Annotated in this window: 29 protein-coding genes; 20 read left to right on the top strand and 9 right to left on the bottom strand. The window is 27.2% G+C overall.

What is annotated here, in order from left to right; genetic code table 11:
* Positions 1 to 23: 23 nt before the first annotated feature.
* A complete protein-coding gene (locus APAC_RS07470) occupies positions 24 to 230 on the bottom strand; it encodes a malate dehydrogenase (protein ID WP_130233516.1) in 207 nt (68 codons plus the stop codon).
* 54 nt (positions 231 to 284) lie between these two features.
* Between APAC_RS07470 and APAC_RS07465 the strand changes: the two genes are divergently transcribed.
* From APAC_RS07465 to APAC_RS07455, 3 genes are all read left to right on the top strand, one after another.
* The gene (locus APAC_RS07465; protein ID WP_130233515.1) at positions 285 to 1,262 is read left to right on the top strand and encodes an SLAC1 anion channel family protein; all 978 of its coding nucleotides are present in this window, start codon (positions 285 to 287) and stop codon (positions 1,260 to 1,262) included.
* Positions 1,263 to 1,332: 70 nt separating this feature from the next.
* Positions 1,333 to 2,352: an aldo/keto reductase gene (locus APAC_RS07460; protein ID WP_130233514.1), complete on the top strand. Its 1,020-nt coding sequence runs from the start codon at positions 1,333 to 1,335 to the stop codon at positions 2,350 to 2,352.
* Positions 2,353 to 2,456: 104 nt separating this feature from the next.
* On the top strand, positions 2,457 to 5,015 hold the full coding sequence (locus APAC_RS07455; protein ID WP_130233513.1) for a methyl-accepting chemotaxis protein: 2,559 nt from the start codon (positions 2,457 to 2,459) through the stop codon (positions 5,013 to 5,015).
* 30 nt (positions 5,016 to 5,045) lie between these two features.
* Here APAC_RS07455 and APAC_RS07450 read toward each other — a convergent pair whose 3' ends face one another.
* Positions 5,046 to 5,438, bottom strand: coding sequence for a hypothetical protein (locus APAC_RS07450; protein ID WP_130233512.1), 393 nt, complete (start codon positions 5,436 to 5,438; stop codon positions 5,046 to 5,048).
* 120 nt (positions 5,439 to 5,558) lie between these two features.
* On the opposite strand from APAC_RS07450, the gene APAC_RS07445 reads away from it, so the two are divergent.
* The 7 genes from APAC_RS07445 (at position 5,559) to APAC_RS07415 (ending at position 11,516) form a co-directional block, all read left to right on the top strand.
* Complete coding sequence (locus APAC_RS07445) at positions 5,559 to 5,750, top strand: YwbE family protein (protein WP_130233511.1); 192 nt, start codon at positions 5,559 to 5,561, stop codon at positions 5,748 to 5,750.
* A 30-nt stretch (positions 5,751 to 5,780) separates the two neighbouring features.
* The gene (locus APAC_RS07440; protein WP_130233510.1) at positions 5,781 to 6,143 is read left to right on the top strand and encodes a YbgC/FadM family acyl-CoA thioesterase; all 363 of its coding nucleotides are present in this window, start codon (positions 5,781 to 5,783) and stop codon (positions 6,141 to 6,143) included.
* 9 nt (positions 6,144 to 6,152) lie between these two features.
* Positions 6,153 to 6,641 carry a phospholipase D-like domain-containing protein gene (locus tag APAC_RS07435; protein ID WP_130233509.1) on the top strand — a complete coding sequence of 163 codons (489 nt, stop codon included), beginning with the start codon at positions 6,153 to 6,155 and terminating at the stop codon, positions 6,639 to 6,641.
* A 67-nt stretch (positions 6,642 to 6,708) separates the two neighbouring features.
* Positions 6,709 to 7,713, top strand: a complete 1,005-nt coding sequence (locus tag APAC_RS07430) for a GGDEF domain-containing protein (protein ID WP_130233508.1) — start codon at positions 6,709 to 6,711, stop codon at positions 7,711 to 7,713.
* Between the two features lie 67 nt (positions 7,714 to 7,780).
* Complete coding sequence (locus tag APAC_RS07425; RefSeq protein WP_130233507.1) at positions 7,781 to 9,013, top strand: M48 family metallopeptidase; 1,233 nt, start codon at positions 7,781 to 7,783, stop codon at positions 9,011 to 9,013.
* Positions 9,014 to 9,017: 4 nt separating this feature from the next.
* Positions 9,018 to 10,442, top strand: a complete 1,425-nt coding sequence (locus tag APAC_RS07420) for a DNA recombination protein RmuC (RefSeq protein WP_130233506.1) — start codon at positions 9,018 to 9,020, stop codon at positions 10,440 to 10,442.
* A 9-nt stretch (positions 10,443 to 10,451) separates the two neighbouring features.
* Positions 10,452 to 11,516 carry an SO_0444 family Cu/Zn efflux transporter gene (locus tag APAC_RS07415; protein WP_130233505.1) on the top strand — a complete coding sequence of 355 codons (1,065 nt, stop codon included), beginning with the start codon at positions 10,452 to 10,454 and terminating at the stop codon, positions 11,514 to 11,516.
* Here APAC_RS07415 and APAC_RS07410 read toward each other — a convergent pair.
* From APAC_RS07410 to APAC_RS07400, 3 genes are all read right to left on the bottom strand, one after another.
* A complete protein-coding gene (locus APAC_RS07410; RefSeq protein WP_130233504.1) occupies positions 11,491 to 12,396 on the bottom strand; it encodes a DMT family transporter in 906 nt (301 codons plus the stop codon). The two genes, APAC_RS07415 and APAC_RS07410, sit on opposite strands and share 26 nt — an antisense overlap.
* Positions 12,397 to 13,617 (bottom strand): molybdopterin molybdotransferase MoeA, encoded by a 1,221-nt coding sequence (locus tag APAC_RS07405; protein ID WP_130233503.1) that lies wholly within the window; start codon positions 13,615 to 13,617, stop codon positions 12,397 to 12,399.
* Positions 13,618 to 13,685: 68 nt separating this feature from the next.
* Positions 13,686 to 13,883, bottom strand: coding sequence for a hypothetical protein (locus tag APAC_RS07400; protein WP_130233502.1), 198 nt, complete (start codon positions 13,881 to 13,883; stop codon positions 13,686 to 13,688).
* 144 nt (positions 13,884 to 14,027) lie between these two features.
* Between APAC_RS07400 and APAC_RS07395 the strand changes: the two genes are divergently transcribed.
* From APAC_RS07395 to APAC_RS07380, 4 genes are all read left to right on the top strand, one after another.
* Positions 14,028 to 14,447 carry a GNAT family N-acetyltransferase gene (locus tag APAC_RS07395; protein ID WP_130233501.1) on the top strand — a complete coding sequence of 140 codons (420 nt, stop codon included), beginning with the start codon at positions 14,028 to 14,030 and terminating at the stop codon, positions 14,445 to 14,447.
* A gap of 63 nt (positions 14,448 to 14,510) precedes the next feature.
* Positions 14,511 to 15,275, top strand: a complete 765-nt coding sequence (locus tag APAC_RS07390) for a PP-loop family protein (RefSeq protein WP_130233500.1) — start codon at positions 14,511 to 14,513, stop codon at positions 15,273 to 15,275.
* 2 nt (positions 15,276 to 15,277) lie between these two features.
* A complete protein-coding gene (locus tag APAC_RS07385) occupies positions 15,278 to 15,787 on the top strand; it encodes a 2-thiouracil desulfurase family protein (RefSeq protein ID WP_130233499.1) in 510 nt (169 codons plus the stop codon).
* Between the two features lie 179 nt (positions 15,788 to 15,966).
* Positions 15,967 to 17,331, top strand: a complete 1,365-nt coding sequence (locus APAC_RS07380) for an IS4 family transposase (RefSeq protein WP_130232179.1) — start codon at positions 15,967 to 15,969, stop codon at positions 17,329 to 17,331.
* Between the two features lie 15 nt (positions 17,332 to 17,346).
* Here APAC_RS07380 and trxC read toward each other — a convergent pair whose 3' ends face one another.
* Genes trxC through APAC_RS07365 form a run of 3 tightly spaced genes read right to left on the bottom strand, consistent with a single transcriptional unit; the run spans position 17,347 to position 18,505 of the window.
* On the bottom strand, positions 17,347 to 17,778 hold the full coding sequence (gene trxC, locus APAC_RS07375; protein WP_130233498.1) for a thioredoxin TrxC: 432 nt from the start codon (positions 17,776 to 17,778) through the stop codon (positions 17,347 to 17,349).
* 3 nt (positions 17,779 to 17,781) lie between these two features.
* Positions 17,782 to 18,021, bottom strand: a complete 240-nt coding sequence (locus APAC_RS07370) for a hypothetical protein (protein WP_130233497.1) — start codon at positions 18,019 to 18,021, stop codon at positions 17,782 to 17,784.
* Entirely contained in the window at positions 18,011 to 18,505 is a 495-nt protein-coding gene (locus tag APAC_RS07365; RefSeq protein WP_130233496.1) for a putative metalloprotease CJM1_0395 family protein, read from the bottom strand. Before APAC_RS07365 ends, APAC_RS07370 begins: the two co-directional genes overlap by 11 nt.
* Positions 18,506 to 18,598: 93 nt before the next feature.
* Here APAC_RS07365 and APAC_RS07360 point away from each other — a divergent pair, with 93 nt between their 5' ends.
* Genes APAC_RS07360 through APAC_RS07350 form a run of 3 tightly spaced genes read left to right on the top strand, consistent with a single transcriptional unit; the run spans position 18,599 to position 21,190 of the window.
* The gene (locus APAC_RS07360) at positions 18,599 to 19,711 is read left to right on the top strand and encodes a GGDEF domain-containing protein (RefSeq protein ID WP_130233495.1); all 1,113 of its coding nucleotides are present in this window, start codon (positions 18,599 to 18,601) and stop codon (positions 19,709 to 19,711) included.
* Entirely contained in the window at positions 19,711 to 20,268 is a 558-nt protein-coding gene (locus APAC_RS07355; RefSeq protein WP_130234609.1) for a CDP-alcohol phosphatidyltransferase family protein, read from the top strand. The genes APAC_RS07360 and APAC_RS07355 overlap by 1 nt, the downstream gene beginning before the upstream one ends.
* 1 nt (position 20,269) lies before the next feature.
* Positions 20,270 to 21,190 (top strand): Ppx/GppA phosphatase family protein, encoded by a 921-nt coding sequence (locus APAC_RS07350; RefSeq protein ID WP_130233494.1) that lies wholly within the window; start codon positions 20,270 to 20,272, stop codon positions 21,188 to 21,190.
* Here APAC_RS07350 and APAC_RS07345 read toward each other — a convergent pair.
* Positions 21,187 to 21,981, bottom strand: coding sequence for a hypothetical protein (locus tag APAC_RS07345; RefSeq protein WP_130233493.1), 795 nt, complete (start codon positions 21,979 to 21,981; stop codon positions 21,187 to 21,189). The genes APAC_RS07350 and APAC_RS07345 overlap by 4 nt on opposite strands.
* 150 nt (positions 21,982 to 22,131) lie before the next feature.
* Here APAC_RS07345 and APAC_RS07340 point away from each other — a divergent pair, with 150 nt between their 5' ends.
* From APAC_RS07340 to lpxD, 3 genes are read left to right on the top strand one after another with little or no spacing between them, the layout of a single operon-like run.
* Entirely contained in the window at positions 22,132 to 23,829 is a 1,698-nt protein-coding gene (locus APAC_RS07340; RefSeq protein ID WP_130233492.1) for an acetolactate synthase large subunit, read from the top strand.
* A complete protein-coding gene (ilvN, locus tag APAC_RS07335) occupies positions 23,829 to 24,326 on the top strand; it encodes an acetolactate synthase small subunit (protein ID WP_130233491.1) in 498 nt (165 codons plus the stop codon). Before APAC_RS07340 ends, ilvN begins: the two co-directional genes overlap by 1 nt.
* A gap of 38 nt (positions 24,327 to 24,364) precedes the next feature.
* Positions 24,365 to 25,312 carry a UDP-3-O-(3-hydroxymyristoyl)glucosamine N-acyltransferase gene (gene lpxD / locus APAC_RS07330; RefSeq protein WP_130233490.1) on the top strand — a complete coding sequence of 316 codons (948 nt, stop codon included), beginning with the start codon at positions 24,365 to 24,367 and terminating at the stop codon, positions 25,310 to 25,312.
* Positions 25,313 to 25,314: the final 2 nt, after the last annotated feature.

Here is a 25,314-nt window from a genome sequence, read left to right as displayed (position 1 = left end):
ATAAGTTATAATTATAAAAATATTTAAAAAAGTGGATTTAACTTTGCCTTTAATTTCTTCGGCAAGTGTGCATAAACCATATTTGATTTTTTGATAAATTTATCTTTTTCATAGATTTCTATATCTAAACTCATTGAAGATGTTTTAAAAGTAATTAGTTTTATTGTTTCACCTCTATCTTCAAAAGATAAATTCATACTCTTTAAATCAATAATTGCTTTTTTTGCCATGTAAAATCCAATTTTTTAATTTATTATATAAAAATTTACATTATAGGAAAAAAAATGCAAGAACAAGAAAGCATAAAATCAATCCCTTCAAATAGATTACAATTTTTCCCAATCATGATGTTTGCTACAATCATGGGATTAGCAGGACTTACTTTGGTTTATGAAAGATTAAATGAAATCTTCTTTTTCCCTTCAATTATTGCAACACTTATGCTTAGTGGAACAACAATAGCTTACTTTTTAGTAGTATATTTTTATGTTTTAAAAATTATTAAACATAAAGATGAAGTTAAAAAAGAGTTAAAGCATCCAGTTAGAATAAACTTCTTTGCAGCAAGTTCAATAGCAACACTTCTTATGTCAATTATTTTTAGACACTATATAGTTGAATTATCTCAAATATTTTTCATAATCGGTGCTGTTTTACATATTTTCTTTACATTTTATACAATTAAATTTTGGATAAATAATAACTTAGAAATGCAACATTCAAATCCAGCTTGGTTTATTCCTATTGTTGGTAATTTAATTGTTCCAATTGCTGGAAAAGGTTTTATTGATGATTCAATTTTATATTTTTATTTTTCAATTGGAATTTTCTTTTGGATAATTCTTTTTGCAATTATTTTAAATAGAATTATATTTCATAATCAATTTGCACCAAAGTTTATGCCAACACTATTTATCTTAATTGCACCACCTGCTGTTGGTTTTTTATCATATATTAAATTAACTGGAAACTTAGATTTCTTTGCACAGATTTTATTTAATTTAGGGATATTCTTTACAGTTTTAGTATTTATTATGTATAAAAACTTTATAAAAATAAAATTCTTTATCTCTTGGTGGGCTTTTACATTCCCAATGGCAGCAGTTACATTAAGTTCTATTTTAATGTATGATTTAACAAATTTTTGGGTTTATGCAGTTTTATCTTATATTTTAGCAACTATTACAACTTTAGTAGTTCTATTAGTAGCTAAAGAGACAATAGTTCATATGAGAAAAAAAGAAATTTGTATAATGGAATAATCTTTAATTGTAATTACCTTTTATACTAGTTATAATAATTTTTTATTAAATATGAAAGGATTATATAATTATGGATTTTAGATATATAGGGAAAAGTGGATTAAGAGTTAGTTCTATTTGTATGGGAACTATGACTTTTGGTTCTACTACTTCAAAAGATGAAGCATTTAAAATTATGGATAAAGCTTATGAAAGAGGAATTAACTTTTATGATACAGCTGAGCTTTATCCAGTACCTCCAAAAGCTAATACTGCAGGAATTACTGAAGAGTGGGTAGGCCAGTGGCTAAAAACAAAATCAAGAGACTCTATTATTTTAGCTACTAAAGTAGCAGGGGCTGCTTCAGGTTGGTTTGTACCACCAATTAGACATGGACTTACTGTTATTGATTCATTTCATATAAAAAGAGCGGTTGAGGGAAGTTTAAAAAAACTTGATACAGATTATATAGACCTTTATCAAATGCACTGGCCAGATACTATTGTACCAATTGAAGAGTCATTAAAAGCCTTTGATGAACTTGTAAAAGAGGGAAAAGTAAGATACATAGGTACTTCAAATGATACGGCTTATGGACTAACAAAAGCAAATGAAGTATCAAAATACAACAACTTAGCAAGATTTGAATCTATTCAAAATAATTTTTCTCTTTTAAATCCAAGGTTTCATGATGAATTAGCAAATGTTTGTGAAAGAGAAAATATTTCACTCCTTCCTTACTCTCCAATAGCAGGTGGAGTTTTAAGTGGAAAATACAATAGTGGATTTTATCCTGAAGGTGCAAGATTTACAAGTTATATTCAAAATAAAAGTCCAAGAGTTCAAGCTATGGCTAATAGATTTGTAAATGATAAGACAAAGGAAGCTACAAATAGATATATACAATTAGCAAAAGAGTATGGAATTTCTCCTGTGACACTAGCAGTTGCTTATTCTAAGCATTTTAATTTTGTTGCATCTACAATAATTGGGGCAAGGGAATTATCTCAACTTGATGAATCATTAGCTGCCTTTGATTTTAAAATTGATGATGAATTAATGTCTAAAATAAAAAATATACAAGAAGAAATTTTATATCCAATGGGATGATTTTTCTATAAAAGTTATTACATAAGAAAAACTTATATAATAACTTTTAATAAATTTATAATTTTTATGCCAACATATACTTATAGAGTACCTAGGAGAAGTATATGAATAATATGAGCATTGCGAAAAAATTTTCATTAATAACGATTATTATAACGTTATTAATGTTAGTGATTGGTTACTTATTATTAAACAATAATAAAAATCAATTAATAGAAGAGTTGTACCAAGATGTAAAAACTGACCTAAATCAAACTACTTCAGATCAAATAATTGGTAAACTAAATGTTGGTATATCAAACGCTGTTTCAATTGCTAATGACCATATGGTTCAAAAAGCATTAGCTCAAAATGACAGAGATATGGCAATTTATGCATTAGAAAATCTTTCTAAAGCTATGAAAGAATCAACTCCATTTCAAAATATATCTGTGCACATTCACACAAAAGACAATAAATCATTTGTCAGATCATGGAAAACAGATAAATTTGGTGATGATTTAAGTTCATTTAGACATAGTGTAGTAAAAGTTAATTCAACAAAAAAAGCTGTTAACACATTTGAGGTTGGTAAAGCTGGTTTATCTATTAGATCAGTAGTTCCTATTTTTAATGATGGAGTTCATGTAGGTTCATTAGAGTTTATGCAAGGAATTAATTCTGTTGCAAAAGCCTTTAACAAAAATGGAAATGGTTTTTTATTGCTAATGGATGATAATGTTTCAGTTGCACAATTTGATGAAAAATTAAAACTGAAAAACTATATAATTTCTCAAAAGTTTATTGATGAGAATTTTTTAGAAGATTCTAAAAAATTAGATTTTAATTCACTAAAACAAAATGGTTTTACACTTAGTAATAAATATTTTTATACATATATTGATATTAAAGATTTCAACGATAATATTCTAGGTATTGCTTTAGTTGGAACGCCAATAAAAGTTATTAATAATGCTATTGAACACACATCTGCTATTATTTGGACAGCATTAATTATTCTTGTAGTTGCACTTTTTTTAAGTACCTTTACAACTTTAGTTTCTATGAAGAAAACAGTTTTAGCTCCTATATTTGATCTAAAAAATTCTATTAATAATATGACTAAAGGTTCTTTAGATAACAATGAAAACTCAAACGATAAAGCACATAGAATAAAAATTAAAAGTAATGACGAAATAGGAGATTTAGTAAAAAGCTTTAATTCTTACTTAGATTATATTGATCAAGGAATCGAAAAAGATAGAAAAGTAATTAGTGAAGCTAAAAATGTTATTCAAAAAACAAAAAAAGGTTTACTAAATGATAGAATTACGGGTCATGCCAATTCTCCTGAAGTTGAATCTTTAGTTATTGAAATAAATGGAATGATTGATTCGCTACAAGATATATTAACTCAATTAAGTACAGTACTAGTATCTATGGCAAATGCTAAATATGACAAAGAGGTACCTATTGTTCCTGGATTAGGTGGGACAGTAGCTTCTTTATTCTCAGGAGTTAATGTAACTAGATCTTCAATTAATGAAATTATTTGTTTAATTGATCAATCAAATAAAGAGTTAACAAGTAGTGCAACTGAATTATCAACTGCATCAAGAAATTTAAGCGATTCATCTAATCTTCAAGCAGCATCATTAGAAGAGACAGCTGCAGCCGTTGAGCAAATCGCAGCAACAGTTAAACAAAGCAGTGAAACAGCCGCTAAAATGGCACAGTATGCACATAATGTAACAAAATCAAATGATGCAGGTAAAGATTTAGCTTATAAAACTTCTAATTCTATGGATGAGTTAAATGATGAAGTAAGTACTATTGCTGATGCAATTACAATAATTGATCAAATTGCATTCCAAACAAATATTTTATCACTTAATGCAGCTGTTGAAGCTGCAACTGCTGGTGAAGCAGGTAAAGGTTTTGCTGTTGTTGCGCAAGAAGTAAGGAATCTAGCTTCAAGAAGTGCAGAAGCTGCAAATGAAATAAAAGCTATTGTTGAAAGCGCTACAAAAAAAGCACATGAAGGTAAAAATATTACTTCAAAAATGATTGAGGGATATAATGATTTACATGATAATATTGTTTCAACTATAAAACTAATTGATGATGTATCAAATGCAGCAAAAGAGCAAGAAGTTGCAATGGATCAAATTACAGATACAATAAATTCACTAGATAAATCAACACAACAAAATGCATCTTTGGCTACAACTATTAGTGATATGGCAGATAAAAATTCTCAATTGGCAATCCATTTACAAAATATTATTAATCAAACAACTTATGATCCTAGTGCAGAAAAAAGGGTTTGTGATACAACTATGATTATTGATATTAATAGATTAAAATCAGACCATATTAATTTTAAAAATACTAATTTTGTTCAATGTAAACCAGGAAATGAATTTACTGTTACAAATCATCATCAGTGTAATTTAGGAAAATGGATTGATTCAAATGAAGATAAACCTTTTGCTCAAACACAAGAATGGAAAGACTTAAAAGCTGCCCATGAAATTGTTCATAAAGGTGTTCAAAATACAGTTAATCTTTACTCTAAAGAAGCAAACAATGAAGTAATATTTGAAGAAACAGATTATATTGAGAAAAATATCAATATAGTATTTGAAAAACTAGATAAAATTAGAGAGATTAATTGTTCTTAAAATAGATAATAAGAAGTTTAAAACTTCTTATTATGAAACTCCAAAATTAATAAATGCGCCTTCAATACTAGGAATATTTTTATATCTAGTATTTGTTAATCTAACACTTTTTGTTTTTAAATCACATATAGCAATTCTAAAACTAGCACCCATTACAGGTTCAACAACACAAATAATTTGATTATCAATTTCTCTTGTGGCATAAATAGTACCTTGTAAAGAATTAAAAAAATATTTTGGATAACTTAATGGAGTTATTTCTACTATATCAATAGCTTCTTGATTTTCTAAAGTCTTGACAATATCCATTGCATCTTCATAACTATCAAATTGTATACACCAATCATCAAAATTTTTATTAAAATGTTCTAAATCTTCATCAAGGAATCCCCCAGCTAATGATTGTAAAGCAAATATTGACACTAATACACCTTAAAAATTTAAATATCTAATCTTAATACTAACATATTTAAATTTAAATCTTTTGTGTTAAAGATTTTTTAGATAAACTGTAAAATTAAATTTTAAGAAAAAGAAGAAAAATTGGATTCAAAAAAAAGAATAAATATAAAACAAGGGCTAAAAGTAAATATAGTCCTAAAAGCAGATCAAAGAACAAATAAATTAACTCAAGGTATTGTAAAAAATATTTTAACTAACTCTCCATTTCATCCTCATGGTATTAAAGTAAGATTAGAAGATGGACAAGTTGGAAGAGTTCAAGAAATATTATGATTTAGTTATTATTAAAAAAGGGGTTTATAGGTGAAAATAAGAATTTATTATGAAGATACAGATGTTGGAGGAGTTGTATATTATGCAAACTACCTAAAATTTTGTGAGAGAGCTAGAAGTGAGCTTTTCTTTCAAAAGGGTTTATCACCCCACAAGGAAAATGAATTTTTTGTAGTTAAAAGTGTTAAAGCAGACTATATTAAATCTGCTATTTTTGGTGACTTATTGGATGTATCAACAAAAATAATTCAAAAAAAATCAGCTTCGATTGTAATGTTACAAGAAGTTAAAAGAGATGGTGAACTATTATTTACGGGTGAGTTTAGACTTGCATATTTAAAAGAGTTTAAACCCTCAAAAATACCAAGTGAACTTTTTACAATATTTGAATAAGGATAAAAAATGAAAAAAATTCTTTTAATTTTACCATTACTTTTAATTTCTCTATACTCTAAAAACTTAACATCTACAATCAATAGTGAGATATATTTATTGCCATCACAAGCTAATATTGCAAAAGATGAGATTTTAGATTTAATTAAAAATTCAAATGATGAAATTATTATTGCTATTTATAATTTCTCATATAAAAAACTGCAAAAAGAGTTAATAAAAGCCGCAAAAAGAGGTGTAAATGTAACTATTATTTTAGATGAAGAGAAAAATTCTAAAAATAAAAAGTTTTCTAAAACACTTAAAAATAATAGTATAATAGTAAAAATCCCAAAAGAAAAAATGCATCTTAAATTAGCTTTATTTGACCAAAAATACGCAATTTTAGGTTCAGCAAATTGGACAAAAGAATCATTCTCTGAAAATATAGAGTTTATATTAAAAACAGATGAGAAAAAAATAATATTTAAAATTAGGAATGAGCTTTTAAAGCTATAAAAAGTTAAGAAACTTAAATAATAAATTAAAATATTTTAAGCTAAGATTCCGCAATGGAGTTAGGAAATTGAAGTATATAATTGTATGTATAAATGATAATGTTGAAATATTAGATTCACTATATAATAAAATTTCAAGAATCGTTGATAGTGACTATATAATAGAAAGCTATATAAATGCACAACAAGCATTAGTTGCTTGTTTAAACAATATAATTATAGGGAATGAAATATTAATTACTATAAATGGTAACAATACTTCTGATTTATCTTGTGAAAAACTTATTTTAGAACTTTATAAAAAATCACCGAATACAAAGAATATTTTTTTTAAAGAGTCTATTACTTTAGAATCTATTGAAGAAGTCATAAATAATGCATCAATCTATAAAATAATACCTAATCAACTAAAAAAAATAGATTTTGAATTGATTATTCTTGAGGCCATTAAATTAAATGCTCAAGAAAGAAGATTAAAAGAGTATCAAGATGTTCTTGAAGCTGCTGTTGATAAAAGAACAAAAGAATTAAATAATATAAATGTAAAACTAAATATTCTAGCTACAACTGATTCATTATGTGGTATTAAAAATAGAAGAAGTTTTTTTGAATCATGTGGTCCAATTATATCTTATAACAGAAGAGAAAGAAAACCTTTAGCAGTTCTTATGATGGATATTGATAGATTTAAATATATTAATGACACTTATGGCCATGCAGCAGGTGATGATATTTTAAGAATTATGGCTCAAAAAACAGAAAAAAATCTAAGAAAAAGTGATATTTTTGGGCGATTAGGAGGAGAAGAGTTTGGTGTAGTTTTACCAAATACTTCAGAACAAGGTGCCCTAAAAGCTGCTGAAAATATCAGACAAGAGATAGAAAACCTTGAGTATGTAAGCTCTAAAAATCAATCAATTAAATTTACTATTAGTATAGGTGTAGCAACACTTAACTCACAAGATATAAATCTTGATACACTTTTACATCGTGCAGATATAGCTTTATACAACGCAAAACACAGCGGTAGAAATAAAGTAGTTTTATTTGAAGAAGATTTTATCAACAGATAATTTTTATTACTGATGAAGTATCTTTTTAGTATCATATTACTTATTTATACTTCAAAGGAATAGAATTTTGTTAGAATTTTTTGTAATTGCATATTGTATTTATATTGCTATAAATATTTATACATCATTTATGCAAATTGGATATGTAAAAGAAGCAAAAGCATTAAAACCAATTATTTTAGACTCAAAGAAATATATTGAGGCAGCTAATTATTCAGTAGAAAAAGAGAAAATGGCTATTGCTTCTACATTTTATGATTTTGTACTGTTTATCTTATGGATTGGATTTGGTTTATCATTTTTAGATTCACTTTTAAATTTTGATTCATATTTAGTAAAAGCCATTGTTTTTATAGATTTATTCATAATTATTAATTGGTTTTTAGGTTTACCATTTGAGTTATACTCAACATTTGTTTTAAACAAAAAGTATGGATTCTCAAATATGACTCCAAAACTATTTATTCAAGATACTTTAAAAACTGGTGTTTTATTTTTAGTATTTGGTTCATTAGTAATTGCTGGTATTTCTTATATTATTAACTCTTTCCCAAATTGGTGGATATGGGGATTTGTATTTATTTTTGGGATTATTATTCTTATAAATATGCTTTATCCAGTTATTAGAGATAAGATGTTTGATAAGTTTGAAAAGCTAAAAGATAAAGAGTTAGAAGATAAAATTGAAAAACTTTTAGATGAAGTTGGTTTTAAAAGTTCAGGTATTTTTAGTGTTGATGCTAGTAAAAGAGACAATAGATTAAATGCTTATTTTGGAGGTCTTGGAAGTACCAAAAGAGTAGTTTTATTTGATACTTTAGTTGAAAAACTAACTCATAATGAACTTTTAGCTGTATTAGGACATGAACTAGGACACTTTAAAAATGGAGATATTTTAAAAAATATTGGTATCATGGGTGTTGTTATGTTTGTATTCTTTGCAATTTTTGGGAACTTACCCGAAGAGTTGTTTTTAGGGTTATCAATAAATTCTGAACCATATGCAATAATTGCTGTATTTATGATTTTTTCACCTATATTCTCATTTTTCTTAATGCCTTTAATCTCATTAATTTCAAGACACAATGAGTATGCAGCAGATGAATTTGGTTCAAATTTACAGTCAAAAGAAGATTTAGTAAACGCATTATTAAAACTTGCAAATGAGAATAAATCATTTCCCTTATCTCATCCTTTATATATTTTCTTTTACTATTCTCATCCTCCTTTAGTTGAGAGATTCAAAGAATTAGGGTTTGATGTATCAAACAATAGTGATAGTTTGATTAATAAAGAGTAGCTATATGCTAATAGATTCTGTAATTGAAGTGAGTTACTTAACTTTGTTACTTGCTTCTATTTCTATTTTTGCTGGAATATTGATTGTTTTTCAATTTTCCAGACAAAAATATGAAACTCAATTAAAAAACTTACAAGATGAAGCTATGCTAAAATTGAAGTCTTTAAATGAAAAAATTGAATTAAATAATAGCTCTTATAATAGTCAAATAAATATACTAACAAGTACTTCTAGAAGACTAGAAGAAGAAAAAAAACTAATCAAAGAAAATTTAGAAGATAAATTAAAACTTTTAGAAAAACATCATTTAGAAACACAAGAAAATATTAAAAATTCATATGAATATAAACTCGTATCTTTATCAAAAGAGTTCAAACTAAAAGAGAATAATTTAAATGAAAAAATACAGCTTTTAGAAGAATCAAAAGTTCAAATGAAATTAGAGTTTGAAAATTTAGCAAATAAACTATTTGAAGAGAATCAAAAAAAATCAAATGTTAATTTAACTCAGGTTTTAGCTTCATTTAAAGATCAATTAGAGTCATTTGGAAAAAGAGTAAATGATATTTACAATGATGAAACAAAACAAAGAACTTCTCTTCTTACAGAGATAAAAAACCTAAAAGAATTAAACAATAAAATATCAGAAGATGCTATTAATTTAACAAAAGCCTTAAAAGGTGAAAATAAAACCCAAGGTGATTGGGGAGAGATGATTTTATCATCTATTTTAGAACAAACTGGTCTAAAAGAGGGTAGAGAATATTCTATTCAAGGCTCTTTTAGTGATAATAATGGTAAAAGACTTAGACCTGATGTTATAGTACACTTACCAAATAAAAAAGATATTATCATTGATTCAAAAGTATCATTAAACTCATATTTAGCTTATAATAAAACAGAAGATAAAAACAAAAAAGAGCTTGCAGCAAAAGAGCTAGTAAAATCAATAACTGCTCATATAAAAGGTTTAAGCAATAAAAAATATGAAGATTTAGAAGGTATTGAGACTTTAGATTTTGTTTTAATGTTTATTCCAATAGAAGGTGCATTTATTTTAGCAACTTCACAAGATGATAATCTATTTAAAATGGCATTTGAAAATAATATTATGTTAGTTTCACCTTCAACACTTTATGTTACATTAAGAACAATAGAAAATATTTGGAGAAATGAACACCAAAGTGAAAATGCTCAATTAATTTCTAAAAAAGCAGCTGATTTATATGATAAATTTACAGGGTTTGTAAGTGATTTAGAAGATGTAGGAACAAATATCGCAAGAGCAAATAAATCATATGATAATGCAATGAATAAGTTATCAACAGGAAAAGGTAATCTACTAAGACGTTCACAGGAGTTTTTAGACTTAGGAGTTAAGCCTAAGAAAGTATTAAATAGTACAAAACTATTACAAAGTGATGAATAGGAGTTAAATATGGAATATATGACAGCTATAGCTAATAATCTTTTAGTATTGCTTGATGCAATGGCCATATATATTCTAATTGGCCTTTTAATAGCTGGTATTTTAAAACAGCTTATTCCTGATGATTTTATTATAAAGCATTTAGGGAAAGGTTCAATTTCATTAGTTATAAAATCAACTATTTTAGGTATTCCACTACCTGTTTGCTCATGTTCAGTTATACCATTAGCTCAAGGTTTACGAAAAGAGGGTGCTTCAAAAGGTTCTGTTCAAAGTTTTTTAATCTCAAGTCCTATTACAGGAGTTGATTCTATTTTAGCTACATTCTCATTTTTTGGCTTAGTTTTTACACTATTTAGATTAATTTCATCAATAATTATAGCAATATTGGTTGGAGTTATTCAAAATTTTATTGAAAAAGAGGATAATACAAAACTAAAGAATATTGAAAGTTCTTGCTCAACTGGATGTTGTAGTTCAGGTTGTAGTAATGAAAAACCTAAAAAAAGCTTCTCAATCAAATCTGCATTCTCATATGCCTATGTTACTTTATTTAAAGATATGGTTAAACCTCTATTTATAGGACTTATTTTCGGTGCTTTATTTACAACTTTAGCCCCTAAAGAGTATACATCTTTGCTTTTTGAAAACCAAATACTAACATATTTTGTAATTATTCTTTTTGCCATGCCTTTATATATTTGTGCCACAGCTTCACTGCCAATTGCAGCAGCTTTAATAATTGAAGGCATGAGTCCAGGTGCAGCTTTTATTTTCTTAACAGCAGGACCTGCTACAAGTATGATTACAATGAGTGTAGTTTATAAAACACTAGGGAAAACATCGTTAGTGATTTATTTATCTACTATATTATTTCTTTCGCTAGTTTTTGGATATTTATTTGATACAATGTTTAGCGAAATAAACATAATTAATTTTGATTTAGAAAGTGAACATAGTTCTATTATATCTCAAATAGCAAGTTTAATTATGCTTTTAATGTTAGCTTACTATCTAATCAAACCTTGGCTTACTAGAAAATCTAAAGCTAAAGACTCTTGTTCTTCTTCTTAAATAACCTAAAAATACTTAGGTTATTTAAAATATAAATTGCAGTTATTGTACAAATCGTTCCTAAAACCACATTAAAAGTTATCTCTTCTCCTAAAAACAGTGCACTTAAAATCAAAGCACTAGAAGGAACTAAAAATATAAAACTACTAACTTCATTTGCTCCAAGTTTTTGAATACCTACAAAATATACTGAAGTTGCAAAAGTTGTTGATAAAATAGTAATTACAAACATATTTAAATAAAAGTATAAATCAAAACTAGCAATTTTTGCTTCCAAAGAAGAATCTATATAAAAAATATAGATAAATATTGTTGATATTACATATACATAAAAAGTAACTACCAATGGATTTACTTTTGTTACTTTTGAACTAAGTATTGTTAAAACTGGCCAAAGTAGTGATGCTATAATAAAATAGATATTATCTTTAGAAAAAATCTCACTTGGATTAAATGCCCAAACATTAAGCATAGTTAAAACTCCAAATCCACCAAGAATTAATGCAAATGAGTGTTTTAAACTAATAGTCTTTTTATTTAATAGTGCAATAATTATAAAGGTATTTATTGGAATTAAAGTAGTTACAAGTGCTCCTCCAAAGCCAGCATTTCCATGTTCTACTCCTAGAAAAAAGAAAATAGAATAAAGTACTAAAACGATAGAAGATAATATAATAAAAAATAGTGTTCTAAAATCAATTTTATATGATAGTTTCATAAAATATAAAATAGGAATCATACTTAAAAGTGAGATTCCCATTCTAAAAAAAACTAATTCATATTCATTTATATAAGATGATAATACTTTTACATTTACCCATGAAGCACCCCAGAACACCATGGAAAATACCATTAAAACATAAAATAGATTTTTATTCATCTATTTTATATTGTTTAATAGTAAGATATCTACTAAATCTCCAGCTTTGATATTTTCACTATCTTCACTTTGAATTAAAAGAGCAGGGCTTTCAAGCATATTTGTTAAAATAGCACTTGTTCCTTTTTTCTTTCCTTCAAAATTAATATGATAATTTCCATTTTTATACTCAACATTACACGCTGTAAAAATAGTTTTCTTCATAAATTTTGGGAAATCTTGGTCAATAGTAGCTTTTACTATTGGAAGTGATTCATTTGTCCCTCTAAATTTGTAAATAAGAGGTAAAACATAAAGTATCGCACATACAGTTGAAGAGTATGCAAATCCTGGAAGTGCAATTATGATTTTTCCATTTTTAACAGCAGCTAATAAATGCATACCAGGTTTTATAGTAACCCCATGAAATAGTACATCAGCTTTTAATCTATCTTTAATAACATCTTGTACAAAATCATAATCTCCAACACTAACTCCACCAGTTGTAATTACAATATCTGCTTTACTAAGTGCTGTTTCAAACATATCAGTAATTGAATCAATATCATCTTTTACAATACCTAATTGAATTGTATTTGCTCCATTGCTTTTGCATAAAGCTTCAAGTGTTAAGTGATTCGAACTTCTAATTTGTGAAGCATTTGTTTGAGTTTCACCTAAATCTAAAACTTCACTTCCAGTACTAGCAATTGCAACTGTTGGATTTATAATTACTTCAATTTGAGAAATATTAAGTGATGCTAAAACTCCAACTTCAGCAAAACTAATTACAGTTCCAGCTTTTATTAAAACTTCATCTTTTGCATAATTTTCACCAATTGCTCTAACAGCAAAACCTTTTGGTACTTCTTTTATTATTTTGATTTTATTATCAATTACTTCTACATTTTCAATAGGAACTAATGTATCACTACCTTTAGGCATAAGAGAACCTGTAAATGTTTTAATACATACGCCATTTGATACTTCTGATTCTACTACTGTTCCTGCTGGATTTTTATCTATTATTTCTATAAATTCATTTTTTATATCATCATGTTTTATTGCATATCCATCCATTCCAGATGTCGGAATTTCTGGGCTATTATGATCTGCAATAACATCTTTTGCTACTACTCTTCCTAGTGCATTTGTTATAAAAAGTTTTTCTGTTGTATTTTTTGATAACTCTATATTATTTATTAATTCTAAAGATTTTTCGTAACTTATAAAATTTCTCATATCTACCTTTCTGTTTAAAAGTATGACATGTTATCAAAAGTTAAAAAAAGAATAGTTAAATTTAGTTATTATAATTTATTATTTTTGTACTTTTGTATCATTATTTGTTCAAAAAGCATCGAACCGAATCCCTTAGGAATATCTTTATTTTCAGATTCAACTACTTTAATAATATTTTTAATCTGATCTTCAGTCATATTTATAGCTAAAGGGATAATAGTTTCAATTATTTTTTCTTTAAACTCTTTTTGTTCTTCAACTGTCATAAAATTTAAATCCCTGTTATTTTTTATTGAAATTATATACTAAATAGTTAAAACTTTAGTAAAATTTATATTATTTCTAATTTTTTTGTTTAATTATGTGAAAATTTTGTTATCATTATTTATTAAAAATAAAAGGATTATTTTTTGGAAATAAAAATAGCATCAGAAGAAGAGATAAAATATTGTTATAATCTTTTACATCAAATTCGAACTGATATGTCTGAAAATGATTTTTTAACTACAATATCTGAACAATTAAAAAATGGATACAAAGTTGCATACGTAATAAATAATAATCAAATAATTTGTGTTGTTGGTTTTACAATCTCTAAAAATCTTTCTAGAGGAAAACACATACAAATTGAAGATTTTGTAACAACAAAAAATAAAGAAGCAGAAACAGCTGCAAAAGCACTATTAGATTTTATTAAAATATTTGCAAAACAACAAGAGTGTAAATCTATTCATATCGATTCAAATGTAGATAGACATTCAGCTCATAAATTTTACTTATCACAAGACTTTCAAATAGAATCTCACCATTTTAGTTTTAAATTAAATTAGTAATCAATTTAGTTTTGAGAACTTTTTTGTTATAATCCGCAAAAAATTAATAGGAACAATATTTTGGTTGAACTTAGTAAAAAAATATCAAAACTTGTTGGAAAGACAAATGCACACTACTCACTTATAAAAGAAGGAGATAGAGTATTAGTTGGATTTTCAGGAGGAAAAGATTCATTAACACTACTACACTCTTTAAATCATTTAAAAAGAGTCGCTCCATTTAACTTTGAATTTAAAGCCGTAACTGTAACGTATGGAATGGGTGAACAAATAGAATTTTTAGCAAATCACTGTAAAGAGCATGGAATTGAACATGAAATAGTAGACACTCAAATTTTTGACTTAGCAGGAGAAAAAATTAGAAAGAACTCTTCATTTTGTTCATTTTTCTCAAGAATGAGAAGAGGGTATTTATATACTGCTGCTTTAGAGCAAGGCTACAATAAACTTGCGCTTGGGCATCACTTAGATGATGCTATGGAATCATTTTTTATGAACTTCTTTTATAATGGAACAATGAGATCAATGCCTCCAATTTATAAAGCAGAAAATGGTCTTGAAGTAATTCGACCTTTAATTTTTTGTAGAGAAAGACAGTTAAGAGCATTTGCTGATACAAACGAAATTAGAGTGATTGGGGATGAAGCTTGTCCAGGTTTAAGATTTGATATTAAAATGCCCCATGCAAGACAATCTACAAAAGAGTTATTAGCAAAACTAGAAGAAGAAAACCCAAGAATATTTGTTTCTATGAAATCGGCATTTTCAAACATGCAACCATCAACTTTTTTTAACAAAGATTTTTTAGATAGGATAGAAGATTAAATATGAAAATATTAGTCTCTTCTTGTTTATTAGGTGAAGATGTTAGGTATGATGGGGCTAACTCATCAGTTGCATATGACCCAAAATTTAGCTTTAGTATAAAAGAGTTATTTATGGATATTTTATGTGAGAATGAAATATACTCTTTTTGTCCAGAAGTTGCTGGAGGATTAAGTGTTCCTAGAGATCCAGCTGAAATAACTAGTCATGAAAAACCATTTAAAATACAAAAAGAAAATGGAGAAGATGTAACTATAAACTTTTTATTAGGTGCTAAAAAAGCTTTAGATATTTGCCAAGAAGAAAATATAAAAGTTGCTCTTTTAAAATCAAACTCACCCTCTTGTGGAAATATTCAAACTTATGATGGAACTTTTAGTGGAAAACTAATTGAATCTTCAGGAATGACTGCAAGACTTTTAAATGAAAATGGAATTACTGTGTTTAATGAAAATCAATTAAAAGAGTTAAATAAATTTATAAAAACTAATAACTTAACTTTCGCACGTTAAATTGATTAAAATTGTAGCTAAATCTCCCTAAAACATTACTCCTTTAGTTAATAATCTTATCCTTGTTGACATAAAAATAATTTAGTTGTTTTTCTATGATATTTTTCTATTTTGAACTCTCAATAAAGCCCTTAAATAGGCACTTTTAGCTATAATATCTATTATATTAAAGGGTAAGAATGCAGATAGAATCCAAGATCATCGGTATTATAAACGATAAGTTAAAAAATCCAATCTATGAAACATTACGTTTGTTAAATATGAAAACTATTTTAACCAAGAGCAATTTTTCTAAAAAAGAGGGAGTTGCTGTTCATATGGTTGTATTACATTTTGTATATATGCTGGTTATGAATAAAAAAATATCAACCTTTATGGATCAAAGTAATGATAGTTTCAAAAAAGATGTATATTATCGATTACTTTCCAATACTTCTTATAATTGGAGAAAACTATTATCTCTTAGTTCTTTAAAGATCTTATCACTACTTCATAAAGTGCAAGATTCAAAGCTAGTAAGAGTTCTTATACTTGATGATACTGTTGAAGATAAAGTTGGTAAAAATATAGAGGGAAGTTGTGACAACCTTTGGAGCAATAAAGCAAAGAGAAAAATCAGAGGTGTAAATGTTGTATCACTAAACTATAGTGATGGTTATTCAAATTTTATGTTGGACTTTGCAATTGCTATGAACAGTTATGCAAGGGTAAAGATAGAAGAGTTTACAAATATTATTGATCATCGAACCAATGCACATAAGCGAAGATTGGAAAGCTTAAAAGGGAAATCACAAATTGCTATAGAGATGATTAAAAGAGCAGTAGCTAGTGGTATATATGCAGATTATCTGCTTGTAGATAGCTGGTATTCTAAACCTGTATTTATAGAAACTATGAATGAACTTGGATTGCAAGTCATTTCAAGAATGGTAAACAATGACAGGATATGGAATTTTACAGGAGAGAAAAAGACCCTTGATGGCATCTATAACAAATTTAAAAAGCTTAAATCTATCAAGATGGGTCAATATGGCAAAAAGATAAAGTTTGAGTATTTTTCAACCATAGTTGAACATAAAAAAGCTGGTAAATTAAAAATTGTTTTTATAAAAACAAAAGAGAATTTAATACCAATCGTATCAACCAATCTTATACTTAGTGATGAAGAGATTATAGATATTTATAAAAGACGATGGGATATAGAACAAGGGTATAAAGAACTTCGTGAACACTTTGGATTCGGAAAAGAAGAGAATCGAATCTATGAAGCTTTGATAGCCAGAATTACACTATCTTTTTTTACATACAATGTTGTTAGCTATATAAATCGTATCAGCAATGAACCTAAAACAATTGGTGGATTGTTTAAAGATTTAGAATGTGAACTTCATACTCTAGCAATAGCTATGCAAGCATTTTTAGCTATTTTAGATGAGATTGCAAAAATTGAAGAAGTTGTCAATAGAAATGAGGATTTTACAGCTATCATTGATCTATTAAGAGATGTGACTGGAAAATTGCTTGGTTTTAGGTGCGAAAGTTAAGCTAATAAATAGTTTTTATAAATTTTCGTTTATTAAATTTGATAATCTTAATGGATCTAAAGCTCCACTAACTCTTTTTACTTCAACTCCATTTTTATAAATTATTAGTGTAGGAATTGAACGTATTCCAAATTTAGCTCCTAAATTTTGCTCTGCTTCGGTGTTCACTTTTGTAAAAAGTGCTTTTAATGGGTATTTTTGAGAAACTTCATTATAAATTGGAGCAAACATTTTACACGGTCCACACCAAGGTGCCCAAAAATCTACAATTACAGGAATATCAGAGTTTACAATTACATGGTCAAAATTTGATTCATCTAATTCTATTGGCGTTGTATCTAACAAGGAGTTTTTACAGCTACCACAATTTGCTTTAGAATAACTATCTTTTTTTGGAATAGAATTTACTTTTTTACAATGGGGACAAACAATATTTAATTTTGACATTTATTAAGCCTTTAAATTTAAAAATGTATCTGAAACTGCATTTTGAGTTTGAATACCTTTTGCATTTGCTTCATATGAAATTACTTCAGGAATTTGACCAACGATAGAATCAATCAATTCTTGTGAAACTTCTTGTAGTTCACTGCTTCCAACAGCAGCCCCAACACTTGCAATATTTTGTGCATTTTGGTTAACTTGCATTTGTGCAGCAACCATAGCATTTAGGTTATTATCAATAGTCATAACTAAATCCTTCTCTTAAACTATCTATTAGCATTTTATTTAAATTTGCAGTTTGTGCTATTTGAGCATCTGCTGAACTTAGACTACCTGGTGCATTCGCTGCTTTTTTTAACTCTTCTAGTTTTGTACTAGCAGCTTCTTTATCCTGTGGTATTGAAGTATCAAATCTAACACTTCCTCCCATAGCATAAAGTTTACCATCTGGACCTAATTGATAATTATAGTTCATAGCACTTGTGGTAGTTGTACTTGATGCATGAACTTGCTCATGAGTTTTAACTTCTTGATCTCTATTTTGAAATCTATCTAAAACTCTTTGATAGTCATTTTCATCATAATTTCCATCACTAAGTAATACACTATCATTTCTTTCAAAAGTAGACTTTGATAATTCATCTTTATCTATTTGTGCAAGTTGCGATTGCTTTTGTGCTAATTCTTGATATATATTTGATATATTTTGATAACTATCATATATTTCCATTATTAACTCTCATTTTCAATTATTTAAATATTATAACATATTTTAAATTATTATAAAAGATAGATTTTTATCTTTTTTTGTTAAAATAACACAATGAAAAATAGGATATTTAAATCAACAACTTTTAAATTAATAGTTCTTGTTATTGTTGTTGTTTTATCACTAATAAGCTCTACATTATTATTTAACAATCAAATAGATAAATTAAAAAATCAAATAGATAAATTATATTTTGGAAATTTTGTTCCAATTGTAAAACTAAGAATAATATCTGATAACTATCAAAAAATTATTACATGCCGAACATTAAAATATTTTTGTGACTTTAAATCAGAACAAGATATTATTACACAAGAATGGGATTACTATTTTAATACATATAAAACTGATGATGAAAGAATTGTTGTTGAAGCAATAAATGAACAAATAATCGATGCTTTCAAATCAAATAAGCTTCATAAATTTAAAAATGTAAGAAAAAGAATAGAATTTTTAGTTGATTATGAAACAAAAGTTGCTTTTAAGCAAAGAAAAGTGTTTATAGAAGAGTATAAACAAATGAAAAACTCTTTATTTTATAGTAATGTTTTAATTTTAGTTTTAGCATTTGTATTAATTGCATATATTATTATTCAAGTAATTAAAAAAGATAATCAATTAAGAATTTTAAATAAAAAATATAAAATTGATTCTATTACAGATGGATTAACTAAACTTTATAACAGAAAATATTTTGACAATATCTTTGATAATATGCCTTTCATTGCAAATGCAAATAATTGGCAATGTGCATTTATAATGATTGATATTGATTTCTTCAAACAATATAATGATACTTATGGTCATGATAAAGGTGATGAAACACTTATCAAAGTTGCTAATATTTTAAAAAGCTATTTTGATAGACAATATGAATTCGTATTTAGACTTGGTGGTGAAGAGTTTGGAGTAGTATTATTTGATATAAATGATAAAATTGTAGAAGATTGCTTAAAAGATATAAATAAAAAAGTAACTGATGCTAAAATTGAGCATAAAAATAGTAAAATACTAGACATTGTTTCAATCTCTATTGGTGCAGTTATCTATGAGCCAAATACTTACATTTCAGCTAATAAACTATATAAGAAAGCTGATGAGTGTTTATATGCATCAAAACAAAATGGAAGAAACCAATACAATTTAATTAAAGGAACCTTTAAATGATCAGTTTTTTGTTTAACAAAAACAGCCACTTTAACTTAGCAAATATTGCAACATTTTTTAATATTGCTGCAGGTATTTTTGCAATATATTTTTTAACTCACAATGATTTTTTTGCAGCAGCACTTTTTGCATGGTTAGCAGGAGCATTTGATATTGTTGATGGTAAAATCGCTAGAAAGTATAACCTTTCAACTCAATTTGGAATTCAATTAGATTCATATGCTGACTTTTTGTCATTTGTAATTGTTCCTACAATGTTTATATATTTTGCAGTAATTGATGGACAAGAATTAACTCTATCAACACCATTAATTATATTTGCATTTATCTACTATGTAATATCAGGTCTTAGAAGATTAATTCAATTTAATATTAACTCAAACGAGGGTGAAGTAGAAAAATATTTTGTAGGAGTTCCTACACCACTTGGAGCTATTTTATTATGGCTTGTTTATTTAATATTTTTAACTGGAATTATCTCTGAAACTTTTGTATTAATTGCAATGATTGTAATTGGATACTTACTAAATTCAAAAATAAAAATCAAACACTTATAATATGACAGAAAAAGTTGTAAGTATAGATTTAGGCTCTAATTCTTTTAGAGTTTTAAAATATGATTGTGTAAATCATAGAATATTAGCTGAACACAATGAAGTTGTTGGAATGGCCGATGGATTAATAGATACAGGACTTATATCAAAAGAGGCTCAAAATAGAGTAATAACTGCTATAAAAAAATCAGTTGAAAAAATAGTTTATGAACCAAGTGAAGCAGTAGCAGTTACAACCGCAGCCATGAGAAAAGCTACTAATTCAGCTGAAGTTTTAAAACATTTTAAAAGCCAGACAGGGGTAACATTTAATATTATTGATGGTGTAGAAGAAGCAAGACTTACACTACTTGCAGTTAAATATGCGCTAAAAAGAGAAAAAATTGATTCATCAAAATTTATTTTACTTGATATTGGTGGGGGTTCAACTGAAATTATTCTAAATGATGAGGAGAAACACATTTCAAATAGTTTTGATTTTGGAATAGTTACATTAACTCAAAAATATTTAAAAAGTCATGATTTAAAAGCTGATTTAAAAAAGAAAAAAGAGGATATTAAATCATATATAAACTCTTTAAATATCAATACAGATGAATTTACATTTGTGGCAACAGCAGGAACTCCCACAACAATTGCTGCTATTAAACTAGGACAAGATTTTTTTTCATATGACAAAGAAGTAATCAATGGAACAACTGTTGATTTAAATGATTTAGAAAATTGTTTAAAAATATTTAAAAATTCAAATGAAGAAGAGATTATGAAACTTGTTGGTCGAGGTAGAGTAGAGTTTATTGAAGTTGGTATATTGATTTATCAAATGATTTTTGAAGCTTTAAATAAAAAAGAGTCAATTGTACTTGATGATGGACTAAGAGAAGGGGTTGCAATAAATTATTGCTTAGAAAACTGTAAGAATTAAGAAAGTAATCTTACAGTTTGATCTTGAACTATATTTGATTGAGAAGCTGCTAAATAACCAGCATTTGAGCTAACATTTGTTTTGGAAAAATCACTTGATTCTTTTCCAAAATCTCTTAATTTATTAGCTACATTATTATTGTATAGTTCTCTTTGCTCACTTATAGTCTCTTTTGCACTTGTTTCTAGCGCATTTCCTAATTCTGTGAATTGTTCATAAGTATTTTGTAATTGATTATATGAACTTTGTATTTTTGTTACGGAAGCATTCAAATTTTCACTTTTGTTTAAATCATAATTATTTACAGATTCAAAAATGTCATTTGCTATTTGAGCAGTATTTGCTTTTTCTATAGTAAAATTTCCTTTTGACGTATTAACTTCAAAAGTAGGATTTTCATCAAATTCATTAGTTACTAACAAATTTTGATTCTTAAATTTTGTTTCATATGCAATTTGATTAAAATTTCTTAACTCTTGATTTACTTCAGCTTTTATGTCATTTTTGTCTTGATAATTTTCTACATTTGATAATTTATCTTGAATATTATTCAAGAATTCTTTTTGTTTATCAATTGCATTTTGAGAGATTTTTGTTATGGCTAAGCCATCATTTAAGGATTGAACATCAATAGAAAGCTCATCTCTTTGCTTATTATATTCATTAATAGTTAAATTTAATTCACTATTATCTTTCTTTTCTATTTGATTAGATTGACCAACCCTATCCAATTGTAAAGAAGATGAATTATTCAAAGTATTAATATTGTTATTTATACTATTAACATCCATGATACTCTCCTTTTTAGTAAATTATTTAAATTATAATTAACTTAAACTAAATCTATCCTAAAATCCCTAAATTAGCAATACTGCGTTAATATTATATTAATTATATTTTTAGTAAAATATCTGCTTATTTTATATTAACGGAGTTTTATTATGAGAATAACTGGCGCACAAATGGTTGTAGAATCATTACATCAAGAAGGGGTTGAAGTAGTATTTGGATACCCTGGAGGCGCTATTATGAACGTCTATGATGAAATATATAAACAAAACTATTTTCAACACATTCTAAATAGACACGAACAAGCTTCAATTGTTGCAGCAGAAGGTTATGCAAGATCAACAGGAAAGACAGGAGTTGCAATTGTAACTTCTGGACCTGGATTTACAAATGCAGTTACAGGATTAGCAGATGCATATATGGATTCAATTCCTTTAGTTGTAATTTCTGGTCAAGTACCAACTACAATTATAGGAACTGATGGTTTCCAAGAAATTGATGCAGTTGGTATTTCAAGACCTTGTACAAAGCATAACTATTTAGTTAATAAAATTGAAGATTTACCAAGAATTATTAAAGAGGCGTTTCATATAGCAAGTACAGGAAGACCAGGTCCTGTTCACGTAGATATCCCAAAAGATATCACAGCAGAGTTGGCAGATTTCGAATATCCAAAAGAGATTAATCTACCAACTTATAAACCAACAATTAACTACAATAAAAGACAGCTAAAAAAAGCAATGCAAGCGATTTCTAAAGCTAAAAAACCTCTTTTATATATTGGTGGTGGAGCAATTTTATCTAACTGTGGTTATGAAATTAGAGAATTAGCTAAAAAGTTAAATATTCCTGCAGTTGAAACACTGATGGCTAGAGGTGTAATGGGACATGAAAATCCATTATTATTTGGTATGCTAGGAATGCATGGAGAGTTTGCTGCTAATATGGCAGCTTATGAAACTGATTTATTAATCTCACTTGGTGCTAGATTTGATGATAGGGTAACAGGAAGACTTGATGAGTTTGCTTCAAAAGCAAAAGTAATTCATGTTGATATTGACCCAACTTCAATTGGTAAATTAGTATCTCCAGATTATCCAATTGTTGGAGATTTAAAAGTTACTGTTGAAGCTATGTTAGCTTCAGTTGGAGATTATGAATTTAATGATTATACAAACTGGGTTGAATTATTAACTGATTATAGAGAAAAAGAACCATTAAGATATATTGATTCAAATGAAGTTATTAAACCACAATGGCCAATTGAAAGAGTTGGACAAATTTTAGGAAATAGAGCAGTTATATCAACAGACGTTGGTCAACACCAAATGTGGACTGCACAATTTTATCCATTTAACTATCCAAGACAATGGATTACAAGTGGTGGTTTAGGAACTATGGGATTTGGACTTCCAGCAGCTATGGGAGTTGCAAGAGCACTTAAAGATACAAATAAAGTTTCAATTAACTTTACAGGGGATGGTTCAATTTTAATGAATATCCAAGAGTTAATGACATGTGTTGAATATGAATTACCAGTAATTAATATCATTTTAAATAACAACTATCTTGGAATGGTTAGACAATGGCAAACAATGTTCTATGATAACAGATTATCTGAAACTGATTTAACAGCGCAACCAGATTTTAAAATGTTAGTTGAAGCATTTGGTGGTTTAGGTTATAGAGTTACAACAAAAGAAGAATTCGATGCAGCTTTAAAAGATGCAGTTGAGAAGAAAAAACCTGCAATGATTGAAGTAATTGTTGCAAGAAATGAAGAGGTATTACCAATGGTACCAAATGGTCATGCATTAAATGAAATGACACTTATTGAAGGAGGTAACTAATGAATAATTTTAATCACTATTATGATTCAGAAACAACAAGACAGGTTATCTCTGTAATTGTATTAAATGAGCACAATGTTTTATCTAGAATTGTTGGATTATTTTCAGCACGTGGATATAACATTGATTCATTAACAGTAGCTCCAGTTGAAGGTACACAGTATTCAAGAATGACTATTGTTACAACTGGGGATAAAAGAGTAATTGACCAAATTGTAAAACAATTAAATAAATTAATTCCTGTTTTAAAAGTAAATGAGCATAGAAATGTAATTGAAAAAGACACTGTATTAATGAAATTTTCAATTGATAATAATTTATCAGACATTGATGTAATAGCAAGAGCATATCATGGTTCTATTCAAAATGTTACTGATGATTCTATTATCGTTTCAGCTACTGATTCTAGTGCTAGAATCATGAACTTTATTAAAGTTATGCAAAAATTCAATCCACTTGAAGTTGTAAGAAGTGGTATTGTAGCAATGGAAAGATAAGAAAATTCTCTTATCTTCTCCTTATTAAAGGATGAATAATGACTCTTAAAGAGATCGCAAAATCAATTAATATTGAACTTGATAGTGATATTGAAATCACTGGACTAAACACGCTAACAGATTCAAACGAAAACGAACTAACATTTTTAGAAAATAAAAAATACTTAAAAGATTTAGAAAACACAAAAGCAGCTGCTATTTTAGTTTCAAAAGATAATGAATCTAAAGTTCCAAGTGGAACTATCGCAATTGTTTGTGATGAACCATATTTAAATTTAGCAAAAATTTCTAAATTATTTGCTCCAAATGTTATTGAACTTGATGGTGAAAAACCATTAATTGGTAATGGAACAAAAGTTATGCCAAATGTTTATATTGGAAAAGGTAGTGTTATTGGGCAAGATTGTACTATTATGTCTGGTGCTTATATTGGGGATAATGTAACTATTGGAAATAATACTATTATCTATCCAAATGTAACAATTTACAGAGATTGTAAAGTTGGAAGTGATTGTATCATTCACGCTGGAACTGTTATTGGAAGTGATGGATTTGGATTTGCAAACACTAAAGATGGTAAATATATAAAAATTTATCAAAATGGTAATGTAACTATTGGTGATGATGTAGAGATTGGTGCAAATAGTGCAATTGATAGAGCAGTATTTAAATCAACTATAATTGAAAGTGGTGTTAGAATTGATAACTTAGTTCATATTGGTCATAACTGTATTTTAAGAACTGGTTGTATTTTAACTGGACAAGTTGGATTATCGGGTTCTACAATTTTAAATCAATATGTAATTATGGGTGGTCAAAGTGCTACAGCAGGGCATCTTGAAATTGCTCCATTCACTACAATTGCAGCACGTGGTGGAGTTACTAAATCAATTGAAGAACCTAAAAAACAATGGGCAGGTTTTCCTTTATTTGAGCATAGACAATGGCTTAAATTACAAGGAAGAATTGCAAAACTTCTAAAATAAGG

It is taken from the genome of Malaciobacter pacificus (genome assembly GCF_004214795.1).
Taxonomy (GTDB): domain Bacteria; phylum Campylobacterota; class Campylobacteria; order Campylobacterales; family Arcobacteraceae; genus Malaciobacter_A; species Malaciobacter_A pacificus.
The sequence above is the reverse complement of the archived record's forward strand: the minus strand, read 5'-3'. Positions and strand labels throughout refer to the sequence as shown.

What these genes read in the sequence shown, in the direction of transcription:
- APAC_RS07380 (WP_130232179.1), top strand. Translation starts at nt 15,967, where the DNA reads ATGCAGATAGAATCCAAGATCATCGGTATTATAAACGATAAGTTAAAA.
- APAC_RS07460 (WP_130233514.1), top strand. Translation starts at nt 1,333, where the DNA reads ATGGATTTTAGATATATAGGGAAAAGTGGATTAAGAGTTAGTTCTATT.
- APAC_RS07370 (WP_130233497.1), bottom strand. Translation starts at nt 18,021, where the DNA reads ATGACTATTGATAATAACCTAAATGCTATGGTTGCTGCACAAATGCAA.
- APAC_RS07465 (WP_130233515.1), top strand. Translation starts at nt 285, where the DNA reads ATGCAAGAACAAGAAAGCATAAAATCAATCCCTTCAAATAGATTACAA.
- APAC_RS07340 (WP_130233492.1), top strand. Translation starts at nt 22,132, where the DNA reads ATGAGAATAACTGGCGCACAAATGGTTGTAGAATCATTACATCAAGAA.
- lpxD (WP_130233490.1), top strand. Translation starts at nt 24,365, where the DNA reads ATGACTCTTAAAGAGATCGCAAAATCAATTAATATTGAACTTGATAGT.
- APAC_RS07470 (WP_130233516.1), bottom strand. Translation starts at nt 230, where the DNA reads ATGGCAAAAAAAGCAATTATTGATTTAAAGAGTATGAATTTATCTTTT.
- trxC (WP_130233498.1), bottom strand. Translation starts at nt 17,778, where the DNA reads ATGTCAAAATTAAATATTGTTTGTCCCCATTGTAAAAAAGTAAATTCT.
- APAC_RS07400 (WP_130233502.1), bottom strand. Translation starts at nt 13,883, where the DNA reads ATGACAGTTGAAGAACAAAAAGAGTTTAAAGAAAAAATAATTGAAACT.
- APAC_RS07405 (WP_130233503.1), bottom strand. Translation starts at nt 13,617, where the DNA reads ATGAGAAATTTTATAAGTTACGAAAAATCTTTAGAATTAATAAATAAT.
- APAC_RS07420 (WP_130233506.1), top strand. Translation starts at nt 9,018, where the DNA reads ATGCTAATAGATTCTGTAATTGAAGTGAGTTACTTAACTTTGTTACTT.
- APAC_RS07385 (WP_130233499.1), top strand. Translation starts at nt 15,278, where the DNA reads ATGAAAATATTAGTCTCTTCTTGTTTATTAGGTGAAGATGTTAGGTAT.
- ilvN (WP_130233491.1), top strand. Translation starts at nt 23,829, where the DNA reads ATGAATAATTTTAATCACTATTATGATTCAGAAACAACAAGACAGGTT.
- APAC_RS07415 (WP_130233505.1), top strand. Translation starts at nt 10,452, where the DNA reads ATGGAATATATGACAGCTATAGCTAATAATCTTTTAGTATTGCTTGAT.
- APAC_RS07345 (WP_130233493.1), bottom strand. Translation starts at nt 21,981, where the DNA reads ATGGATGTTAATAGTATAAATAACAATATTAATACTTTGAATAATTCA.
- APAC_RS07360 (WP_130233495.1), top strand. Translation starts at nt 18,599, where the DNA reads ATGAAAAATAGGATATTTAAATCAACAACTTTTAAATTAATAGTTCTT.
- APAC_RS07365 (WP_130233496.1), bottom strand. Translation starts at nt 18,505, where the DNA reads ATGGAAATATATGATAGTTATCAAAATATATCAAATATATATCAAGAA.
- APAC_RS07410 (WP_130233504.1), bottom strand. Translation starts at nt 12,396, where the DNA reads ATGAATAAAAATCTATTTTATGTTTTAATGGTATTTTCCATGGTGTTC.
- APAC_RS07435 (WP_130233509.1), top strand. Translation starts at nt 6,153, where the DNA reads ATGAAAAAAATTCTTTTAATTTTACCATTACTTTTAATTTCTCTATAC.
- APAC_RS07350 (WP_130233494.1), top strand. Translation starts at nt 20,270, where the DNA reads ATGACAGAAAAAGTTGTAAGTATAGATTTAGGCTCTAATTCTTTTAGA.
- APAC_RS07455 (WP_130233513.1), top strand. Translation starts at nt 2,457, where the DNA reads ATGAATAATATGAGCATTGCGAAAAAATTTTCATTAATAACGATTATT.